Origin of the sequence: Bacillus sp. S14(2024) (assembly GCF_050473785.1) — a bacterium.
Classification (GTDB): Bacteria; Bacillota; Bacilli; order Bacillales; family Bacillaceae_G; genus Bacillus_A; species Bacillus_A yunxiaonensis.
Genome location: NZ_JBFLUP010000006.1, coordinates 4,217,147 through 4,238,071, shown reverse-complemented (window position 1 = coordinate 4,238,071; position 20,925 = coordinate 4,217,147). Strand labels below are relative to the sequence as shown.

General features: G+C 35.3%; 16 protein-coding genes. 13 read left to right on the top strand and 3 right to left on the bottom strand.

All coding sequences use genetic code 11. The features are described 5' to 3' along the window. Positions 1-5: 5 nt before the first annotated feature. The 5 genes from AB1279_RS21420 (at position 6) to yhbH (ending at position 7,421) form a co-directional block, all read left to right on the top strand. Positions 6-902 (top strand): amidase domain-containing protein, encoded by an 897-nt coding sequence (locus AB1279_RS21420; RefSeq protein ID WP_429760862.1) that lies wholly within the window; start codon positions 6-8, stop codon positions 900-902. Between the two features lie 55 nt (positions 903-957). Next, on the top strand, positions 958-1,446 hold the full coding sequence (trmL, locus tag AB1279_RS21415) for a tRNA (uridine(34)/cytosine(34)/5-carboxymethylaminomethyluridine(34)-2'-O)-methyltransferase TrmL (RefSeq protein WP_429752418.1): 489 nt from the start codon (positions 958-960) through the stop codon (positions 1,444-1,446). Between the two features lie 132 nt (positions 1,447-1,578). After that, positions 1,579-3,672 carry a sensor domain-containing protein gene (locus AB1279_RS21410; protein ID WP_429760860.1) on the top strand — a complete coding sequence of 698 codons (2,094 nt, stop codon included), beginning with the start codon at positions 1,579-1,581 and terminating at the stop codon, positions 3,670-3,672. 299 nt (positions 3,673-3,971) lie between these two features. Next, complete coding sequence (locus AB1279_RS21405; RefSeq protein ID WP_377882737.1) at positions 3,972-5,867, top strand: PrkA family serine protein kinase; 1,896 nt, start codon at positions 3,972-3,974, stop codon at positions 5,865-5,867. A gap of 378 nt (positions 5,868-6,245) precedes the next feature. Next, a complete protein-coding gene (gene yhbH / locus AB1279_RS21400) occupies positions 6,246-7,421 on the top strand; it encodes a sporulation protein YhbH (protein ID WP_429760859.1) in 1,176 nt (391 codons plus the stop codon). Between the two features lie 59 nt (positions 7,422-7,480). On the opposite strand, the gene AB1279_RS21395 is transcribed toward yhbH, so the two are convergent. Continuing rightward, the gene (locus AB1279_RS21395) at positions 7,481-8,743 is read right to left on the bottom strand and encodes an S-adenosylmethionine decarboxylase related protein (protein WP_429752410.1); all 1,263 of its coding nucleotides are present in this window, start codon (positions 8,741-8,743) and stop codon (positions 7,481-7,483) included. A gap of 1,041 nt (positions 8,744-9,784) precedes the next feature. Here AB1279_RS21395 and AB1279_RS21390 point away from each other — a divergent pair. The 4 genes from AB1279_RS21390 to AB1279_RS21375 all read left to right on the top strand — a co-directional run bounded on the left by AB1279_RS21390 (position 9,785) and on the right by AB1279_RS21375 (position 14,419). Next, positions 9,785-10,330, top strand: a complete 546-nt coding sequence (locus AB1279_RS21390; protein WP_429760858.1) for an NfeD family protein — start codon at positions 9,785-9,787, stop codon at positions 10,328-10,330. 9 nt (positions 10,331-10,339) lie between these two features. After that, positions 10,340-11,866 carry a flotillin family protein gene (locus tag AB1279_RS21385; RefSeq protein WP_429761528.1) on the top strand — a complete coding sequence of 509 codons (1,527 nt, stop codon included), beginning with the start codon at positions 10,340-10,342 and terminating at the stop codon, positions 11,864-11,866. A gap of 254 nt (positions 11,867-12,120) precedes the next feature. Continuing rightward, on the top strand, positions 12,121-13,722 hold the full coding sequence (locus tag AB1279_RS21380) for an ATP-binding protein (protein WP_429760857.1): 1,602 nt from the start codon (positions 12,121-12,123) through the stop codon (positions 13,720-13,722). A gap of 1 nt (position 13,723) precedes the next feature. Beyond that, on the top strand, positions 13,724-14,419 hold the full coding sequence (locus AB1279_RS21375) for a response regulator (RefSeq protein ID WP_429752405.1): 696 nt from the start codon (positions 13,724-13,726) through the stop codon (positions 14,417-14,419). Positions 14,420-14,660: 241 nt separating this feature from the next. On the opposite strand, the gene AB1279_RS21370 is transcribed toward AB1279_RS21375, so the two are convergent. Further along, positions 14,661-15,968 (bottom strand): CitMHS family transporter, encoded by a 1,308-nt coding sequence (locus tag AB1279_RS21370; protein WP_429752403.1) that lies wholly within the window; start codon positions 15,966-15,968, stop codon positions 14,661-14,663. A gap of 317 nt (positions 15,969-16,285) precedes the next feature. Here AB1279_RS21370 and AB1279_RS21365 point away from each other — a divergent pair, with 317 nt between their 5' ends. The 4 genes from AB1279_RS21365 (at position 16,286) to AB1279_RS21350 (ending at position 18,992) form a co-directional block, all read left to right on the top strand. Next, complete coding sequence (locus tag AB1279_RS21365; RefSeq protein WP_429760855.1) at positions 16,286-16,540, top strand: hypothetical protein; 255 nt, start codon at positions 16,286-16,288, stop codon at positions 16,538-16,540. A 219-nt stretch (positions 16,541-16,759) separates the two neighbouring features. Next, entirely contained in the window at positions 16,760-17,305 is a 546-nt protein-coding gene (locus AB1279_RS21360) for a helix-turn-helix domain-containing protein (protein ID WP_429760853.1), read from the top strand. A gap of 5 nt (positions 17,306-17,310) precedes the next feature. Further along, positions 17,311-18,255: an alpha/beta hydrolase family protein gene (locus AB1279_RS21355; RefSeq protein WP_429760852.1), complete on the top strand. Its 945-nt coding sequence runs from the start codon at positions 17,311-17,313 to the stop codon at positions 18,253-18,255. Continuing rightward, on the top strand, positions 18,228-18,992 hold the full coding sequence (locus AB1279_RS21350; protein WP_429760851.1) for an ankyrin repeat domain-containing protein: 765 nt from the start codon (positions 18,228-18,230) through the stop codon (positions 18,990-18,992). The genes AB1279_RS21355 and AB1279_RS21350 overlap by 28 nt, the downstream gene beginning before the upstream one ends. Before the next feature lie 126 nt (positions 18,993-19,118). On the opposite strand, the gene AB1279_RS21345 is transcribed toward AB1279_RS21350, so the two are convergent. Further along, complete coding sequence (locus tag AB1279_RS21345) at positions 19,119-20,480, bottom strand: transglutaminase domain-containing protein (protein WP_429760849.1); 1,362 nt, start codon at positions 20,478-20,480, stop codon at positions 19,119-19,121. Positions 20,481-20,925 lie beyond the last annotated feature (445 nt).

Below are 20,925 nucleotides of genomic sequence, written 5' to 3'. Positions count from 1 at the left end.
GCGTTATGACTGTAAAACAGCATCTTCAAGAATGCCTTCAAAGGCAATTGGATTATATAACAAATAAACGTATAGATGAACAAGAAATTTCAGATGATATTGTTGATATGCTACAGCGTAAACGGACGCTCTTTAAGCAGCGAAATGCTGAAATTGTAAAGAGCAATGCTAATGTATCTTTTATTAGACAGTTAAAAGGCGTTAACTATGATGAGGTAGATTATCAAATTCATTTTCAGTATCTCATTCGTCATCATCATTTATTTTATGTAGAGGAAGAACAAATGGAGAGGCGTTTACGATTAGAAGATGGATGTATCACGCAAGATATAATGATTGGAACACCAATGGATGAAGAGAAAATTGGAACGTTAGAACGAGAAGTAATAAAGGGAAAAGGACAATATATCCCATATAGTTATAATCGATTAGAGGCAGTAAAATATGCAGAGCGGTGGTGGGATGACCGTAATCCAGCTTATCAGAACTTCCCTGATAATTGTACAAATTTTATTTCACAATGTCTTCATGCCGGGGAAACGCCGATGACTGGATATCCGAATATTCGCAGTGGGTGGTGGCAGCAAAACAGCCAATGGAGCTGGAGCTGGGCGGTAGCACATTCCTTTCATTGGTACTTATCAAGTACTTCCGCAGGACTTCGAGCAAAACAAATGGAGAAACCAGAAGATCTTATGCTTGGGGATGTGATCGTATATGATTTTGAAGATGATGGAAGATGGAATCATACAACGATTGTCGTAGCAAAAGATGCGAATGGTATGCCCCTTGTAAATGCGCATTCTGCCAATAGTCGCAGGCGTTATTGGAATTATGAAGACTCAAGTAAGTATACACCGCAAATGAAATATAAGTTTTTTCATATTCTCGATAACGACTAGAGATTTTTTGCCCAAGTGGTATAATACGTAGTAGAAAAAGATTGAGGTGAACATTGTGGGAATACATGTTGTTTTATATCAACCAGAAATTCCAGCGAATACAGGTAATATCGCGCGTACTTGTGCAGCAACGGGTACGGAATTACATTTAATTAGACCGCTTGGATTTTCTACTGACGATAAAGCGTTAAAGCGTGCTGGATTAGACTATTGGGAACACGTAAAAATTACGTATTATGATTCTATTGAGGAATTTTATGAAAAAAATGCAAATGGTGAGTTTTTCTACTTAACAAAGTATGGTGAGAAAGCCCACACGACATTTGATTATGGCAATGTAGAACAAGATTACTATTTCGTATTTGGAAGAGAAACAAATGGTCTTCCAGCAAATGTGATTGAAGAGAATTTTGATCATTGCTTACGCATCCCAATGACTGATAAAGTCCGTTCTTTAAACTTATCTAATACTGCAGCAATTTTAATTTATGAGGCATTGCGTCAACAAAATTATCCAGGATTAGATGTAGAAATCGTTTATTAAAAGCCGTCCTATGACGGCTTTTTTTTGGAAGAAAATTAATATTTTTGATAAAAATTTGCATCTGTTTAAAAAAACGACAAATTACGCTAAAATAGTATATATAAATACAAAATAAGACAGGTTGCGATGCTGATGAAAGAATTATGTAAAAACAAGAAAAGTATAGTTAGCTTTTTACAGGATATAGATATGAATTTAATTCACCAAGGATTGCTTCATGCCATTCAAGATTTAGTGTTTATTGTAAAAGTTGTAGAAAATAAATGGTTTCAATATATATATGTGAATGAGAAAGGGCTGCAATATGCGAATTTAGATGAAAGTTGTTATGGTAAGACATTTCAAGAATTATTACCTTCAGATGTTGCCCATTTACTACAAGTACAATATGAGGATGTCTTACAAAAGAAAAAAGCAAGTACGTTTCGTGATTATGTGACCTTACATACAGGAGAAATTTCACATTATGAGTCATCATTAAATCCAATATGTTCAGAGGATGGCACATGCCAATATATTATTTGTATTACACGTAACATTACAGAGCAGATACAGGAGAAGGCAGAAATCCAAGAAAAGCAAATGTTATTTCAATCCTTATTAGAATATAATGATGATGCTATTATATCGCTTGACTTAACGGGAAAAATTATGTATACAAATCCTGCGACATATACGATTTTTGGTTACAGTGATGCTGAGTTGAAAAATCAATCTATCTTTCAATATATTGCAGATGAGGACATAAATAAATTTAAAAACATGTTTCAAGATGCGTTACAAGGTTATACTAACCAGGTTTCTGCCAAAAAATCTGATCATAAAAATGGCTACGAATTGTATGTATCGTTTAAAACTGTTCCAATTATTATTAACAGCCAGATTACTGGTGTATATTTTATAGCACGGGATATTACGAAGCAGATACTAAATGAACGGAAAACAGAACATCTAGCCTACTATGATCAACTGACAGGCCTATTGAATCGTATTTCATGTACAGAAATGTTAGCTCATTTGTTAAGGGGAAAAAAGAACTTTACACTGATTCTTATAGACTTAGATCAGTTTCATTTGATCAATGATATATTTGGTTATGAAACTGGAGACGAAGTATTAAAAAAAGTGGCAAGACGTTTAAAATCTCTTCTTCCAAAGGAAGCATATCTCTTTCGAGAGCATGGTAATCAATTTGTGATTGTAAAAGAACATACAGATAAAGAGTGCGTTGAAAAATTTGTTCGGATGTTATTAAAAGGAATGGAGAAGCGTTTTGTCATAAAGGAAGAGGAAGTATATATAAATGCTTCTATTGGAATTGTAATGTCACCTACAGACGGAGAAGATGAGAAAATATTATTAAAATGTGCGGACGTAGCATTAGTACATGCAAAAGAGCAAGGAAAAGGTAACTATAGCTTCTACCATTGCGGTCTCAATGCGCAGCGTGAGAAACAATTTATGATGGAAAATCAATTGCATCAAGCTCTAGAGCGTAATGAGTTTACAGTATATTATCAGCCGCAAATTAATATTGTGACAGAAGAGATGGTAGGGATGGAAGCTTTGCTTCGTTGGAACAATAAAGAACTCGGAAATGTGTCACCTGAAGAGTTTATTCCACTTGCAGAAAAAACGGGATTTATTCTTAAAATTGATGAGTGGGTATTACATGAAGTGTGCAGACAAATACGTGAATGGTTGGACAAGGGGATTACTCCTGTACCAATTGCAGTAAATATTTCTGCAAAGCATTTTCGTTCTTTTAAATTAATAGAGGCCGTTACGAATGCTTTAACAACATATCGTATTCCGTCGCATTTACTAACAATTGAAATTACAGAAGGAGCTTTAATGCATAAAGAATTATCAGAGAAAGTGCTTATTCGCTTAAAAGAAAAGCAGTTGGAAATTCATCTTGATGATTTTGGAACAGGATATTCATCGCTTAGCTACTTAAAACAATATCCCATTGATACTTTAAAAATTGATCGATCTTTTATGCAAGAAGTGGGTGCGGATGAAAAGGGGACAAATATTACGACAGCTATTATTGATCTTGCCCACACACTGGGATTGAATGTTATTGCCGAAGGAGTAGAGGAGGCAGAACAAATTCAATTTTTGAAAGAAAAAAATGCGATTTTGGCCCAAGGTTATTATTTTAATAAGCCTCTTTCTATAAACGATATTGAGAGATTCTATTTTAAAACAGATAAAAAGTGATGAGCATCAAGCTCATCACTTTTTATTTTGTTCCTGGTTTATCATTATATCCTGATGTAAAAATTGCAGTGAGAAATGTGAGCATAACACCCAAAATTAATAAAAGTTTCATGAGAATTTAGCCTCCCATTCATATTCATTCCCCATTACTTGTATTATAACGAATTTTCTTTCAATTTTGGTAATAAAATTTATAAAGTTTGTATGTGATTTCATTTTGATTCGTATGAATGTTTAAGGACATCCTCGCATAGTTTTATAATAATCCGCTTGAACAAGGAGATGGGGGAGGAGCTATAATGGATATTTTAAAGAAAATCGAACAGCACCGGGAAGCAGAAGAACGCTTAAAGTGGGAAGGTACATTTGCTGACTATTTAGAAATTCTGAAAGAAAGACCATGGGTGGCGCAAACAGCACATTCTCGTATTTATAATATGATTAAGGATGCTGGAATTGAGGAAGTAGACGGCCGGAAAAAATACAATTTCTTTAGTAATCAATTATTTGGATTAGAAGAAGCATTAGAGCGCCTTGTAGAAGAGTATTTTCATCCATCTGCAAAACGTTTAGATGTAAGAAAACGGATTTTATTGTTAATGGGACCAGTTAGTGGTGGGAAATCTACATTAGTTACGATGTTAAAGCGCGGATTAGAGGCATATTCACATACAGATCGCGGTTCAGTTTTTGCAATAAAAGGGTGCCCAATGCATGAAGATCCGCTTCATCTTATTCCTCATCATTTACGTGATGATTTTTATGCAGAGTATGGCGTGCGAATTGAAGGAAACTTGTCACCATTAAACTTAATGCGTCTAGAACAAGAGTATGGGGGCAGAATTGAAGATGTAATTGTGGAGCGTATTTTCTTCTCAGAAGATCGCAGAACAGGGATTGGAACATTTAGTCCATCTGATCCGAAATCACAAGATATTGCTGATTTAACAGGTAGTATTGATTTTTCTACTATTGCTGAATTTGGTTCAGAATCAGATCCACGCGCTTACCGCTTTGACGGAGAATTAAATAAAGCGAACCGTGGGATGATGGAATTTCAAGAGATGTTAAAATGTGACGAAAAGTTTTTATGGCATTTATTATCGTTAACGCAGGAAGGAAATTTTAAAGCAGGGCGATTTGCACTGATCTCCGCAGATGAATTAATTGTTGCGCATACGAATGAAACAGAATATCGTTCTTTTATTTCTAATAAGAAAAATGAAGCACTTCATTCGCGGATTATTGTAATGCCAATTCCATATAACTTACGGGTAAGTGAGGAAGAGCATATTTATGAAAAAATGATTCATGAAAGTGATGTTGCCAATGTTCATATTGCACCGCATACATTTCGCGTTGCAGCAATGTTTACAATCTTAACACGCTTAAAAGATCCGAAGCGGCCAGACATCGATTTAATTAAGAAAATGCGTTTATATGATGGTGAAATGGTAGAAGGATACAATGCTATTGATGTAGAGGAACTGCAGCGCGAATATCAAGATGAAGGTATGAGTGGAATTGATCCGCGTTATGTTATCAATCGTATTTCTTCTACAATTATTCGTAAAGAAGTAGCATCAATTAATGCTTTAGATGTACTACGTTCTTTAAAGGATGGCTTAGATCAACATCCATCTATTAGCAATGAAGATCGTGAGCGCTATATGAATTTCATTTCATTAGCACGTAAAGAGTATGATGAAATTGCGAAGAAAGAAGTACAAAAAGCATTTGTATATTCATATGAAGAATCTGCGAAGACACTTATGGATAATTATTTAGATAACGTAGAAGCATACTGTAATAAATCGAAACTACGTGATCCATTAACTGGAGAAGAAATGAGTGCGGATGAAAAACTTATGCGCTCCATTGAAGAACAAATTGGCATTTCTGAAAATGCGAAGAAAGCGTTCCGTGAAGAAATTTTAATTCGTATCTCTGCATATGCTCGCAAAGGGAAGCGATTTGATTATAATTCACATGAGCGTCTTCGTGAAGCAATCCAGAAGAAACTATTTGCCGATTTGAAGGATGTTGTGAAGATTACGACTTCAACGAAAACGCCGGATGAAAATCAGCTGAAGAAAATTAATAATGTTGTAGCACGATTAATTGATGAACATGGCTATAATTCCACATCTGCAAACGAATTACTGCGTTATGTAGGTAGTTTGTTAAATCGATAATAATCATAGTTGTAGAAAAAGAAAAGCTGTCTCTTGGAAGGAGGCAGCTTTTTTATATTTTTTCAATTATAAGAGGTGCTTGTCCATTATGAGTAAATTAAAATGCAATCTTATGAATTTATTTGTCAATTATTTTCACAACGAGCATATGATAGAGTAACCAACCATTCATACAGAAAAAAGCCAACACAATACAATATGTTGTGCAGCTGTAAAGTGTGCAACAATGCATTGTGTTTCTTTCTTAATTATGAAAATGTAGAAGGAAATTTTTCTTAGTAGGATTTGTTTTTTCACTGTTTGTTTTCTAACGAAGAAGCTAATGTTTTAATCTGTGTTTAAGTGAAATCATAAAAAACTAAGTAAGGAGGGAAAGGAATGGAAGAAGAAAATCAATATAATTATACGGTTTCACAGGAAAATTGGTCCCTCCATCGGAAAGGACATGATGACCAACAACGGCATCAAGAAAAAGTACAAGAGGCAATAAAAAATAATTTACCAGACCTTGTTACAGAAGAAAGTATTATCATGTCCAATGGCAGGGATGTTGTAAAAATACCAATTCGTTCATTAGATGAATATAAAATTCGTTATAACTATGATAAAAATAAACATGTCGGTCAAGGAACAGGTGATAGTAAAGTCGGTGATGTTGTAGCGAGAGATGGATCGAGTGGCCAAAAGCAAAAGGGACCAGGGAAAGGGAAAGGAGCCGGAGACTCTGCAGGAGAAGATTACTACGAGGCAGAGGTATCGATTTTAGAGCTTGAGCAAGCATTTTTTAAGGAATTAGAGCTTCCTAACTTAAAGCAGAAAGAACGGGATGAAAATCGTATTGAACACATTGAATTTAACGACATTCGTAAAACAGGACTTTGGGGAAACATTGATAAAAAACGGACAATGATATCTGCTTATAAACGAAATGCAATGAATGGCAATCCAGCTTTTCATCCAATTAAACAAGAAGATTTAAAATTCCGTACGTGGAACGAAGTCTTGAAGCCGGAATCAAAAGCTGTTGTGTTAGCGATGATGGATACGAGCGGTTCGATGGGACTTTGGGAAAAATATATGGCTCGTAGCTTTTTCTTCTGGATGGCACGTTTTTTACGCACGAAATATGAAACAGTAGATATTGAATTTATCGCACACCATACAGAAGCAAAGGTTGTTACAGAAGAAGAATTTTTCTCAAAAGGTGAAAGCGGTGGAACAATTTGTTCATCAGCATACAGAAAAGCATTAGAATTGATTGAAACAAAATATTCTCCGGAACGCTATAATATATACCCGTTCCACTTCTCAGATGGAGATAATTTAACATCTGATAATGCCCGCTGTGTGAAACTTGTGCAAGAGTTAATGACAGTATCTAACATGTTTGGGTACGGAGAAGTGAATCAGTACAATCGTCACAGTACACTCATGTCAGCATATAAAAATGTGAAAGATGAGAAGTTTCGCTATTATATTTTAAAACAAAAAGCTGACGTGTTTCATGCGATGAAAAGCTTTTTCCGTGAAGAATCGAAAGAGCAGATGGCTTAAACCCCTAAGTGCAGGGGTTTTTGTTTTTAAGTGAAACCAAAAAGATTGAGTAGAAAAAACTACTCAATCTTTTTCATGCGATCAAATAATAAACCATCTGTTGTATGATTTTCTCCTATTACAAAATCTTTCATATAATAAGAAAGATACTGACCGTACTTTGAATCTGTATTTAACAGAAGTTCATCTACAAAATGACAACCAAGTGGTAAATCATCGAGTAAGAGGCTAGCGAGTGCCCCGTAAACGCCGCAAGCTACTTGAAAATAGGTTGCGTTTGTTCCGTATTGTGTGTACACATGTTGGGTAGCAGTTGTATTGTACATATATACTTCTTTGTCTTTATACACAAGTAATACACCAATTAAGTCTTCACCGATAAGTTGTCCCATTTCGGGATTTAATACGTGATGATTCCAGCTCCATAGTTCATCAATGTTATGTTGATTGTCATGGATTAATTGTGTCATATAATCATTGATACGATACAGAAAGCCAACCTCCATATCGTACAATTTTCCGAGATTAATTACTTCTTCGTGCCCCATTAAACAACCGAAAAACTGTTTATCTCCTAATGTTACTTTAAACTCTTGTTCATAAGCGGTGTTACATAAGAGAATGGGGGTTTGATGTTTCATAAAAAGAGGATAGTTTAAAATGCCTTCTTCTAAAAAACCTGCTGGAGACCATGTCGAGTATACTGTTTTTTCTTTAATAAGAGTTGGATCATGATAGAAAGTTGTATCGTGTTCGACGATGAAACAAGCGACGGGGATTTCCGTAGGATTTTGCTTCATTAATTTAATTGCCATCCATTGAACGACGCCGGGATTCATACCGGAACAAATAATACCTGTCATTTGTGTGAAGGTAGGTTTATGCTCCTCAAAGAAATTTTGTCTTTCTAGTAAACTGAAGCGTTTTATATGCTCATTCGCATCGATTTTTGGTGATTGCAGTGCCGTATTAATATAATGCACACCAAATTCATTACAGCATGTTAACATTTCTACTGCATCTGCTAAGGAAGCATCAATGACTAGGGTTGTCCCCGTTTTTTGTAGATGATTTCGAAATAATGTGTTATCGCTTAGATCGAACACATGGAATGTAAAACTATCGTATAATGCAGGATACGTATCTTTAAAATAGGATTGCGGTTTTTGCTTTATGTCAATTAAATGAATGGAACAGTTTTGCAACTGAGAGTATAAAGGATTATGAATGTCTTTCACAGCATGATTTAATAAAGATAAAAATGCGCGAGCAGCACCGCCGCTGCTTCCAAGTATAGTAAGAATGAGTTGTTCTTTTTTCATGTTTTCCCTCCTATGTGATTAAGATATTCTCTTCACATGAGGAAGGCTTATTTGTTTGTCCATAAATGCATAAAAATCCGCGTCTATTTATAATACAGATTTTTGCTCCATGTTTATCATTTCTAGCGATTCATCCCCTAAGGCGGGGGGAGTTCAATAATAAAAACTATGTTATATACCGAAAACAATACAACTACATATTAAAATTAGAAATATAATTAATAAACCTTTAGAGAAATTTTCCATAGGACAAGACTCCTTATTTATAGGATGCTTAAAAGATTTTATCATAAATTGAATTAGAGAATAATAATAAAAAAAGACATTGTTTCTACAATGTTTTAAAGTTTAAAGTAATATTTAATTCAACTTCAAATGAAATGTCAAACTTGCTAGAATTCCGTGTTGTTTGTTCGTTTTTTTCGAACTCTTTATTTACAGAGTTTTGAATGTATACTTTTGTTGTGCGAACACAACGTACAAGTTCAAAGGAGTGAAGTTTTGTTTTTCCTGCGATAAAGTCTATTGAATCAAAAATAGTCATGGGTGATACTAAACTTGCTACAGCAGCAGTATTTTGTTTGGATAATTCGAGTTGATTTACAGTATTTTTTATAAAAATATATAATTTTAAAAACGAAACATTATATTTTATTGATATGATCATAATGAATACATCAATAAAATATAGATAGTATAGGGATAAAATTGAGTTACAAAGAAAACACCAATATATATAATTCTTTACTTTTTATGTAAAAAAATGTATTCTATAAATGTATAATATAGTAATTTATTTTCAGGAGGAGGCTGTCACCATAGCTTCCTCCTGTTCTTTTTTTGGGAGTCTGTAGTATAAGGCTCTATTTTTAAAAGTTTAAATAACTGAAAATTAAGATAATTAGAAGGGAGGTAGAATGCATATTAAGAAAAGGGCAGTGATATCACTATTTCAAAATTCAGCAAAAAGGGAAGAGGGTAAATTGGAGAAAAAACCTTCATTGATTAAAGTTTCGCTTATGGTGAAAGGGGTGAAGCAGTATGTTATTTCATTTTCCAATTGAAACAATTTATTTATATGGACTTATTATAACTGCAGCTATTGCCATTCTTTATTTGCTTTTTGGGGATATTTTAGAATCTCTTTTTAGTATATCAAGCGGAGCTACTTCGCCTTTTACACTGTTATTTAGTTTTCTTGCTATGCTATGTGGGTTTGGTTACATATTAGAATATATATTTCCTTGGAGTAGTGTTTCTATTTTTGTTATTTCTTTTTTTCTTGCACTTGTTGGTGTTATTACAATGAAAATGCTTGTTTTAGCACCCATTTCTAAAGCAGAGCAAAATACAGTGCAGCGTATGGATGAATTTATTGGCTGCAAGGGTGAAGTGCTGATTACGATTCCGAAAGAAGGTTTTGGTGAGGTGCTGGTGTCCTCTCAATTTGGAAGCAATGCGATACCGGCAAAAACAGTTGGGAAAAAAGATATTTCCCAAGGGTCTTATGTCATTGTAGAAGGAGTACAAGATGGTGTTTTGCTTGTGCAAAACATAACTTGTTCTTTAAAAAAACCTAAATTGTAAGGGGGATATATTATGGTTCCATTAATTATTGGCGGTGTTTTATTAGCGATATTAGCAATCCTTATTTTAGTTTTTATTACAAAATATCGTACTGTTGGGCCGGATGAAGCCTTGATTGTAACAGGAAGTGGGCTCGGCACCGGGAAAAATGTTGTTACAACAGATGATGGTAAGAAGATTAAAATTATTCGCGGCGGCGGTACATTTGTTGTGCCGATTATGCAACAAGCGGAACCTCTTAGCTTACTAAACTATAAGCTAGAAGTAGGAACACGCGATACATATACGAAGCAAGGTGTTCCTGTAACAGTAAATGGTGTTTCTATTATTAAAGTAGGTTCTACAATTGAAGAAGTATCAACAGCAGCAGAGCAATATTTAGGAAAAGAAACAGAAGAGCTAAAGGTAGAGGCAAAAGAAGTGTTAGAAGGGCATTTACGAGCAATTCTTTCTTCGATGACAGTAGAAGATGCGTATAGTAACAGAGAACAGTTTGCCCAGAAAGTACACGAAGTTGCTTCGACTGATTTGAAGAAGATGGGACTTCGCATTGTATCATTTACGATTAAAGAGATTAGTGATAAAAACGGATATTTAGATGCACTTGGCCAACCGCAAATTGCGACAGTAAAACGTGATGCACAAATTGCAAACGCAGAACGAGAAAAAGAGGCAAGGATTGAAAAGGCGCGTGCTGAAAAAGAAGCAAAAGAAGCAGAGTATCAACGCGATGCACAAATTGCTGAAGCTGAGAAACATAAAGAATTAAAGGTGCAATCATATAAAAGGGAGCAAGAACAAGCACGTGCTGATGCGGACCTTTCATATGAATTACAGCAAGCAAAAGCACAACAAGGTGTAACAGAAGAACAAATGCGTGTAAAAATTATTGAGCGTGAAAAACAAATTGAATTAGAAGAAAAAGAAATTGCTCGCCGTGAAAAGCAATACGATGCAGAAGTAAAGAAAAAAGCAGACGCTGATCGTTATGCAGTTGAGCAAGCGGCCGAAGCAGAAAAAGTGAAACAAATTAAAAAAGCAGATGCTGATCAGTATAAAATTGAAGCGGAAGCAAAAGCGCGGGCAGAAGAAGTACGCGTTGAAGGTTTAGCAAAAGCAGAAGTACAAAAAGCACAAGGTACAGCCGAAGCAGACGTTATTAAACTAAAAGGTCTTGCCGAAGCAGAAGCAAAACAAAAAATTGCTGAAGCATTCGAACTATACGGTCAAGCAGCGATTATGGATATGGTACTCAAAATGTTACCAAGTTATGCGAAAGAAATTGCAAGCCCGCTTAGTAATATCGACAAAATTACAGTTGTGGATACAGGCGGCGGTGGAAAAAACAGCGGTGCTGGTAAAGTAGCAGGCTATGCAACAGATTTAATGGCGACCATGCAAGAAACATTAAAAGCTTCTTCTGGCATTGATTTAAAAGAATTGCTGGAGAGTTTTGCAGGAAAAGGTGCAGTGCAGCAGACACCTAAGGAAAAAATGGTTGTGCAAGTAGTTGAAGAAAACAAAGAGAATAATTAGTTAAAAATAAGAAAACTCTAGAAAAAACTCTAGGGTTTTCTTATTTTTAATATATCTAAAAAAGGGGTTGGATATAATTGAATCAAGTAACATAGGGATTACATTGCTATAAGGCTGGTTATAGATTCATAGCTTGTATAGGAAATAGATCTCTTAGTACAATATAGATAAGGGGAATATGGTTCATATCATGCAGAATTAAATTTCTGTATATTCTAAAAAATAAAGTGTGGTATCAGTTAGGGGATCTTGCTTTGAAACTGAAAAAACTAAGATTGCAGCCAAGAGTTGCATTATTTATAGGTATTCTTGTTTTGTTTGTTATCGTTCAAATGAGTATTTTATTTTATTACATATTATCTGATAGCATGGAAGATCAAATTGGGAAAAGAGCTTTACAGGTAGCTAAGACAGTGGCTTCTATACCAGAAATTCGTAATGCATTTCATACAAATCATCCATCTGAAGTGATTCAGCCAATTGCAGAACAAATTCGAGCTGAAACGGGCGCAGAATTTATTGTAGTCGGTAATAAGGAAGGAATTCGTTACGCGCATCCTGTACCAGATAGAATCGGTGAAAAAATGGTTGGTGGAGATAACGAAGGTGTGCTAAAAGAGGGAAGGTCTTACGTATCAAAGGCGACTGGAACTTTAGGGCTTTCTGTACGCGGGAAAGTTCCAATTCGTGATGAAACGAATAGGGTTATAGGAGTTGTGTCCGTGGGGTTTCTTGCGGAGGATATACATGAAGTAATAGAAAAACATAGTGTTCCAATCTTGTGGGTAGCTGTATGTGGACTTGTAGTAGGTATTGTTGGTTCTGTCTATTTGGCACGGGGTATTAAAAAATTAATGTTTGGATTAGAGCCGGAAGAGATTTCTTCTTTGTATGAGGAGCATAGCGCTGTAATTCAATCTGTACGTGAAGGGATTATAGTTATTGATAAACGAGGATGTATTAGTTTAGTAAATCATGCAGCCTGCGACATCCTTTCTCTAAGGCAAGAGGAGTCTGTTATTGGGGAGCCTATTTTGCAAATTGTGCCCAATTCTTCCATATTAGAAGTACTTCGGACTGGAGAGGAACAATTGGATCGACAAATGGATTTAAACGGGAAAGTAGTGATTGTAAATCGATTGCCTGTCAAAGTAGAAAATGAAGTAATCGGAGTTGTTTCTAGTTTCCGTCTAAAATCAGAGATTGATCAGTTAACTGAAGAACTCTCACAAGTAAAAACATATACAGAAGCACTTCGTGCGCAGACACATGAATATAAGAATTTTTTATATACATTATCAGGATTAATTCAACTAGAGTCTTATGAGGAAGCGATAGAACTCATTCATAAAGAAACGGCCATTCAGCAGGATTTTGTACAATTTATTATGACAAAATTACAAAATCCGTGGTTAGGAGGAATTATAGTTGGTTTTTATAATCGTGCTAGAGAGTTAAAAATTGATTTAACAATAGATCGAGAGAGTTGTTTGAAACAATTGCCAGCTCATATAGATAGTAACCATGTTGTATCAATTCTCGGCAATTTAATTACGAATGCTTTCGAAGCAGTAGAGAGAAAAGAAGAGAATAAGAAAATAGTAAACTTATTTGTAACAGATATTGGAGATGAAATTATTATTGAAGTAGAAGATTCTGGACCTGGAATTGATGATAAGATTGTTGCACATATCTTTCATAAAGGTTTTTCCACGAAAGAAGGCGAAAAGCGTGGATATGGATTGGCTAAAGTGAAAGAATTAGTAGATGAATTGCATGGTAACATTACGATTGAAAAAGGGGACTTAGGGGGAGCTTTATTTATTGTGGCGTTACCAAAGGAAAGAGGGGAATAACATGTCTCAAACTATTGAGGTGTTAATTGTAGAGGACGATGTTCGCATTGCTGAAATTCATCGCCGTTTTACTGATAAAGTAGAAGGGTTTACTGTAGTGGGTACAGCAATAACAGGGGAGCAAGCAAAGGAATGGATAGAGCTTGTAAAGCCGCAGCTTGTATTACTTGATGTTTATTTACCTGATATGAAAGGAACAGATTTAGTAACGTTCATTCGTCATAATGTGCCAGATACAGATGTCATTATGATTACTGCAGCATCTGAAGTTGAGGTTGTTCAGCGTGCACTCCGTGGCGGGGTATTTGATTATATTGTAAAACCGCTTATGTTTGAAAGGTTCAAGGAAAGTCTCGAAAACTATCAAAATAAAGTGGAGAAATTGAAGCAATCTCAAAAATTATCACCAGAACAGATTGAAAGTTTATGGAACAGGAGAAATCAGGGGGGGAGTACTCATATAGAACATTCGCCTAAGGGGATTGATCCTTTGACTCTAAAAAAAATTTTACAGTGTGTGTTAACAATGGAGGATAACGGAATAACTGCGGAAATGCTTAGTAAAGAATCAGGAGTCAGCCGTTCGACAGCAAGGCGATATTTAGAGTATTTAATTTCACAGAAGAGAATTTATGCTGAACTGATTTATGGAAATGTGGGACGACCAGAAAGAAGATATTTTCCTATTTCTTCATAATTTAAAAAAGGGGAAGAGCAGCTCGTATACAAAGGGGCTGCTCTTTTTTGTGGGAAATAGCCCAGAGTAGATAAACAAAGAAACTCCTTATGAGAAAGGAGTTTCTTGTATAGAATAAGTGAGTCCGATTTCTATCTTATTAGCCTAAAACATGATTATACATGTTACAAATTATTATGATGCAGGCTTTTTTATCCCGCTATTCGCGGACAGTAAGACCCCCACTGATGGAAGTTTCACTTTAAAAAGAAATTACTCCTGTAAGAATAGCAATGAACAACATAAAGAGTGTCGTTCCAACTGCCCATTTTAATGTAAATCGTTGATGATCTCCAAAATCAACTTTTGCCATTCCTACTAATAAATATGTGGATGCAACGAGTGGGCTAAGCATATGAACAGGTTGTCCTAATAAGGAAGCTCGTCCCATCTCAGCAGCGCTAACGCCATAGTTTGCCGCAGCTTTTGTAAGAATAGGTAGTACACCGAAATAGTAAGCATCATTGGACATAAAGAACGTGAATGGCATACTTGTAATGGCTGTAATGATTGGAAGATGTGGGCCAAGGGAATCTGGAATAAGAGCAACTAAACTATGTGCCATCGCATCGACCATTTTTGTGCCTGATAAAATACCCGTGAAAATACCAGCTGCAAATACTAAGGAAACAACTGATAATACATTTCCAGCATGAGAAGCAATCCGTTCTTTTTGTTGTTCGAGGTTCGGATAGTTAATCATGACAGCGATTGCAAAGGCAATCATGAATAAAACAGGAAGAGGTAAGATTTCCATAATTAAACATGTCATAAGAGCTACAGTTAATAAGAAATTAATCCATAATAATTTTGGGCGTTTATAATCATAGACTTCTACAGTTGCTGCTTGTTCTGTAAAAGCTGATTTCTCTGCTTTGGAAAATTGAATATCGACGATTCCTAATCGTTTCTGTTCCTTTTTTCCAAGCATGTAAGCAACAAAAATAACCCATAGTGCCCCTCCAATTAACGCAGGAATAAGCGGTGTAAATAATTGAGAAGCATCAAGGCCAAGTGCGCTCATTGCTCTAGCAGTAGGACCACCCCATGGAATAATATTTGTTACACCAGCGCCTAGCATGACAATTCCGGCCAAAATGAGTGGATTCATATTAAGGCGTTTATACAGCGGATACATAGCAGATACAGTAATCATATATGTTGTAGTTCCATCGCCATCTAAAGAAACAAGTAATGTTAAAATGGCTGTTCCAACAACAATTTTTAATGGATCACCTTTTACCACTTTTAATATTCTCGAAATAACGGGATCAAATAAACCGCTATCAATCATAATGCCAAAGTATAAAATTGCAAACATTAACATGATACCAGTAGGTGCTAGATTTTTAATCCCCGCTAGCATCATCGGACCTACATTAGCATAAAAACCGCTTATTACAGCAAATAAAGTAGGAATAAGCATTAAGGCTACTAGTGCGGACATTCGCCTTGTCATAATTAAAAACATGAACACAAATACCATCGCAAATCCAAATAGTGCTAACATGAAAAATCCCTCCTTAATAGATTGATTGCGCTTACAATAAAAGATTTAATTTTCAGATAATAAAGTTATTACGGTCATAATACGTGATAAAGGATAACTGGTAAATAATTAGAGAAATAAATTTATTAAAAGCATAATTTTTATATAGTTCATTTTGTTCACAGGTTTATGATATGACGGATTTATTATATTGGTATAGATAACTAGAAAATGTAATACAATTCAAACCTTTTAAAATATAAAAGATCTGGAATAACAGTGTTAGAATGGGTGAGGAAAATGAGATTTTGAATAGGAAAGTAAGGAGTAGAGCTTGTATGAAAGCAGTTATTGAAAGTGTCTATAGTCCATGTAATGGAGTAGTAGAAGAAGTGTTAATCAATGAAACGTCTTATGTATATGAATGGGAAAAGCTGCTTATTATTAGAAATAATAAAGGGATATTAGAAGAAGCAGCGGTTGGAATTAGTGGAAATGTATTATCTGTAGATGTAGCAGTTGGACAGGAAGTAGATACGAATACAGTATTGTGCAAAGTAGAAGATGATTTTTTAATAACGGGATGCGAATAAATTTCATTTTATTAAAATATAAAAAATACAAAAACGAGTATGTGTGTAAGTAATACATGTGCTCGTTTTTTTGTAACGAAAAATGATATACCGAAGGGTTCTATTCATTGCTATCTATTAATATTTTTAATATGAATTAAAATTAATTTTGTATTTATTTTTGTTATCATAATTGATAATATAATCATAAGATATAGAAAAGGAAGTAGGGTTTTAAATATGAAAGAAAAAAAGATGGATATATTATTTCATCCGATTCGATTTCAACTTATTCAAGAGTTTATTGGAGGGGAAAAATTAACTGCAAAGCAGCTTGCTAAAAAATTACCTCATATTCCACAAGCGACGTTATATCGTCATTTAGAAAAATTAACAACAGCAAATATTTTACAAGTTGCTCAGGAAACACAAATACGAGGAACAGTTGAAAAACTATATGTGTTAAATATCAGTGTGGCCAATGTTTCACAAAATGATTTGCAAGATGTAACAAAAGAAGAACATATGCAATATTTCATGATGTTTGTCACACAGCTTATAGCAAATTTTAAAGATTACTTGCAGCAAGATCATATTGATTTTGAGAAAGACGGAGTGGGATATCGACAAGCAAGTTTTTATATGAGTGATGAGGAGTTTCAAGAATTTATACAGGAAATGAGTGGAGTATTTTTAAAAGCAATGGAGCGCAAGCCATCTCCAGAGCGTAAGCGAAGAACAATTTCAACAATTATCATTCCTGAAAGAAATGGGAAGGGAGAATAAAAAAGATGGGGAAAGAATTGTTTGTTACAATTGCAAGTACAGTTTCACTTCAAGGGACGTTAACAATTCCGGCATACGACGCACCAACATACCCGGCAATTTTACTTATTGGCGGCACTGGAAAAGGAGATCGGGATGGAAATGTTCGCGGTTTAAAACTACATTTATATAAAGATTTAGCAGATTATTTCACGTCATTAGGATTTGCAACGCTGCGTTACGATAAGCGTGGTACGCACAAAAGTGAGGGCGATTATTACAAAACAGGTGTTGCAGACTTAATTGATGATGGGGTTGCTTGCGTACGCTTTTTGAAGGAGCATCCGCAAATTGATCCAAAGCGAATCGTAATTCTGGGGCATAGTGAAGGTGCTTTACTTGCGCCCGCAATTTATGTAAGGGAATCAGTTGCTAACTTAATTTTACTTAGCGGCGTAGCTGAACCTTCGAAAACGGTACTTCCAAAACAAATGGAAATGGTAGTAAAAGAACTAGAAGAAACAGATGGATTTCGAGGATGGCTATATCGCTTTTTAAAACTTCCACAACGTATTAAGAAACAGAATGAAACGGTGATGGGAAAAATACAACAATCATCAAATCCTGTTATGCGAATAAAAGGGGCAAAGGTAAATGCAAAGTGGATACGTGAACAATTTCAATACAATGTCGTAGAGTACTTAGAGAGAGTAACATGTCCTGTTTTAGCGATTACTGGAGATCGGGATATACAAGTGCCGCCAGAACAAGCAAAGGATATTGCTGAATATGTAGCAGGTGAGGCAGAGTGGCACATCATTCCGAATATGAATCATATTTTACGAGAAGTTGAGAAAAATCATACAATGCTAGGCTTAATGAAGGAATATAAAGGGCTTGTGGATAAGAATATTCAAGAAGAGTTATTGTATGTTATGAAGGAATGGTTAGCAAAATACAATCTTCCATAGGGGATGAGACTGTGCAAAGAAAAAACGGTTCATTTCTCGTGTTACTTGGATTATTGGTGGTAATGACGGCTTGCGGAAAACAGAATCAAACAGAGTTGATGATAGTGAAAAAGGAAGACGTAGATACAAAGAAAGAGAACTGGATGGATAAGCAGTTATTACTTTCAGCACAGCTCGGAGATACAGAAACAGTTGTAAAATTGATAAACAGCGGAGCAAATTTGAATGTAAGAGGTACACAAGGGGAAACACCAGTTATGGCAGCGACGTATTATAACCATATTGATACTGCGAAAACATTACTGGCAGCTGGAGCAGATGTAAATATTCAAGATAATCACAAAGATAATCCATTTTTATATGCTGCAGCAGAGGGGACTTTAGAAATTTTAAAGTTAACAATTGAAGCAGGTGCGGATCCAAAGATAATGAATCAATTTGGCGATACAGCATTAATTCCGGCAGCAGAGCGCAGCCATGTTGAAGTTGTAAAGGAACTTCTCACTTATACAGATATCGATGTCAATCATATTAACAATCTTGGCTGGACTGCATTAATGGAAGCTGTTCTTTTAGGAAGTGGAGGTAAAGAATATCAGCAAATTGTACAGATGTTAATAGAGCACAATGCTGATGTAAACATTCCCGATAAAGAAGGGGTTACTCCGCTTCAGCATGCTAAAGAAAGAGGATTTACAAACATCCAGTCCATACTAGAAAAAGCGGGGGCTTATTGAATGGGCAACCCTCACATATTTTATTATGTGAGGGTTGCCGTTTAACCGTTGAAAGTATTATTTTTTGTTTATCCCGCATTAGCGGGCAGTGAGGGATGAAGCCCCCCACTGATAAGAAGTTTCACTTTATTTCCAAGAACCATCTTGATTCAAGAAATACCACTTACCATTATCTTGAATCCATCCAGTTTTCATAACACCAGAGGAATCGAGGAAGTACCATTTCCCTCCGTTTTGCACCCATCCAGTCTTCATAGCTCCGGAAGAATCAAGGAAATACCACTTACCGTTATCTTGAATCCATCCGGTTTTCATAACACCAGAGGAATCGAAGAAGTACCATTTCCCTCCGTTTTGCACCCATCCAGTCTTCATAGCTCCGGAAGAGTCAAGGAAATACCACTTACCGTTATCTTGAATCCATCCAGTTTTCATAACACCAGAGGAATCGAAGAAGTACCATTTCCCTCCATCTTGCACCCATCCAGTCTTCATAGCTCCGGAAAAATCAAGGAAATACCATTTACCATTCTTTTGAATCCATCCTTTTTGTATGGAATTATTTTGGTTTTGTGATTCATAAGGTAGATGTGCATCTTGTAAGATTTTTTTATAAGCCGCTGCTTTTGGAGCACCGTTATTCACTTTTTGTGAAAGTTCTTTTGCATAATTTGTTGTCGCAGAAGGATATTGGCTGCGGTCCCACACGTGGTCGCCCGAGATTTGGTCGTCTGTTAAATTAAAATAAGAATATGTAACCCGATTTTGTACATCTGGAACGGGATCATCAAAGGTCGTATCAAGATGGTACCATTTCCCTTCTATTTCAACAAGGTTCCATGCATGTGGTTGTCCATTTCCAGTTCCCTCAACAATCTTTACATGAAGTCCAGCTTCTTTTAACAATTGATATGTTAATAACGCATAGCCTTGGCATACAGCAGAATGATTGGTCAACGCTTCGTATGCTGTATGCGCTTGCAATGAAGTGTCATATGAGATGAGTTTTACAACATAGTCATGCACGGCCTTTACTTTTTCATGGTCATCCATATTTATTGTAATAATGGAATTGATAATTTGTTTCGCTTGTTCTGCTACATATTGTGTCTGTTCTTTTGATTCTAAGTAGTTCATAGTTAATGTAAGTGTATAACTACCTGGTAGTCCCCGAATAGAAAAGTTAGCGGTACCTACAGTGAAATGTAAATAATCGTTTTGTTTAAGTATCTCATTGTATGAATTCATAAGTTGGTTGAGTACTTCTTGTATATTACTACTTTGCGTATTATATGGAAGGACAATTTGTGTTTCACGATTGTTGAGATGGGCTGTGAGTTGTTGCTTAAATTGCTGTAATAATTGTTCATCATTTTGCGAGATTGCTAGTTTTGTTTCTGCATAACTATGAGAAGGTATAGTAGATATGCCAAGAACGAATGTAGAACAAAGAGTTAGTGTAGAAATATGTTTTTTTAATGATTTCATAGTAATGTGTTCACTCCCTTAGATATGCTTCGTATATTTCTAAATAAAAGTCCTATCAATTATTTATTAAAATTTATCTGAATAAATTTTACAAGTGTATTTTTTATGAATTTATTACATTATTAGGAAATATAAATTTATAATGATAGTTCCGCTATAAAAACTTTATTATCAATTAACTCAATAAATGTAATGGAATACAGTGAAACTTCCATCAGTGAATAATGAAGAAAATTCCTGTTGACGGAGGGATCATATATATCGTTTTTTTTGTATATATATTGAACACATGGCGGACACACATTTGACATATTTGTGTGCTATATTTCAAATTAAAGCTGTTTGCTCTTGTTCTTCGTGTTTTTTGCGTAATAATACGAGCACGCCAATCATACAGCTTTCGGTGATAAAAAACGATTTGTTATTCATCATATGTTATTTTTTG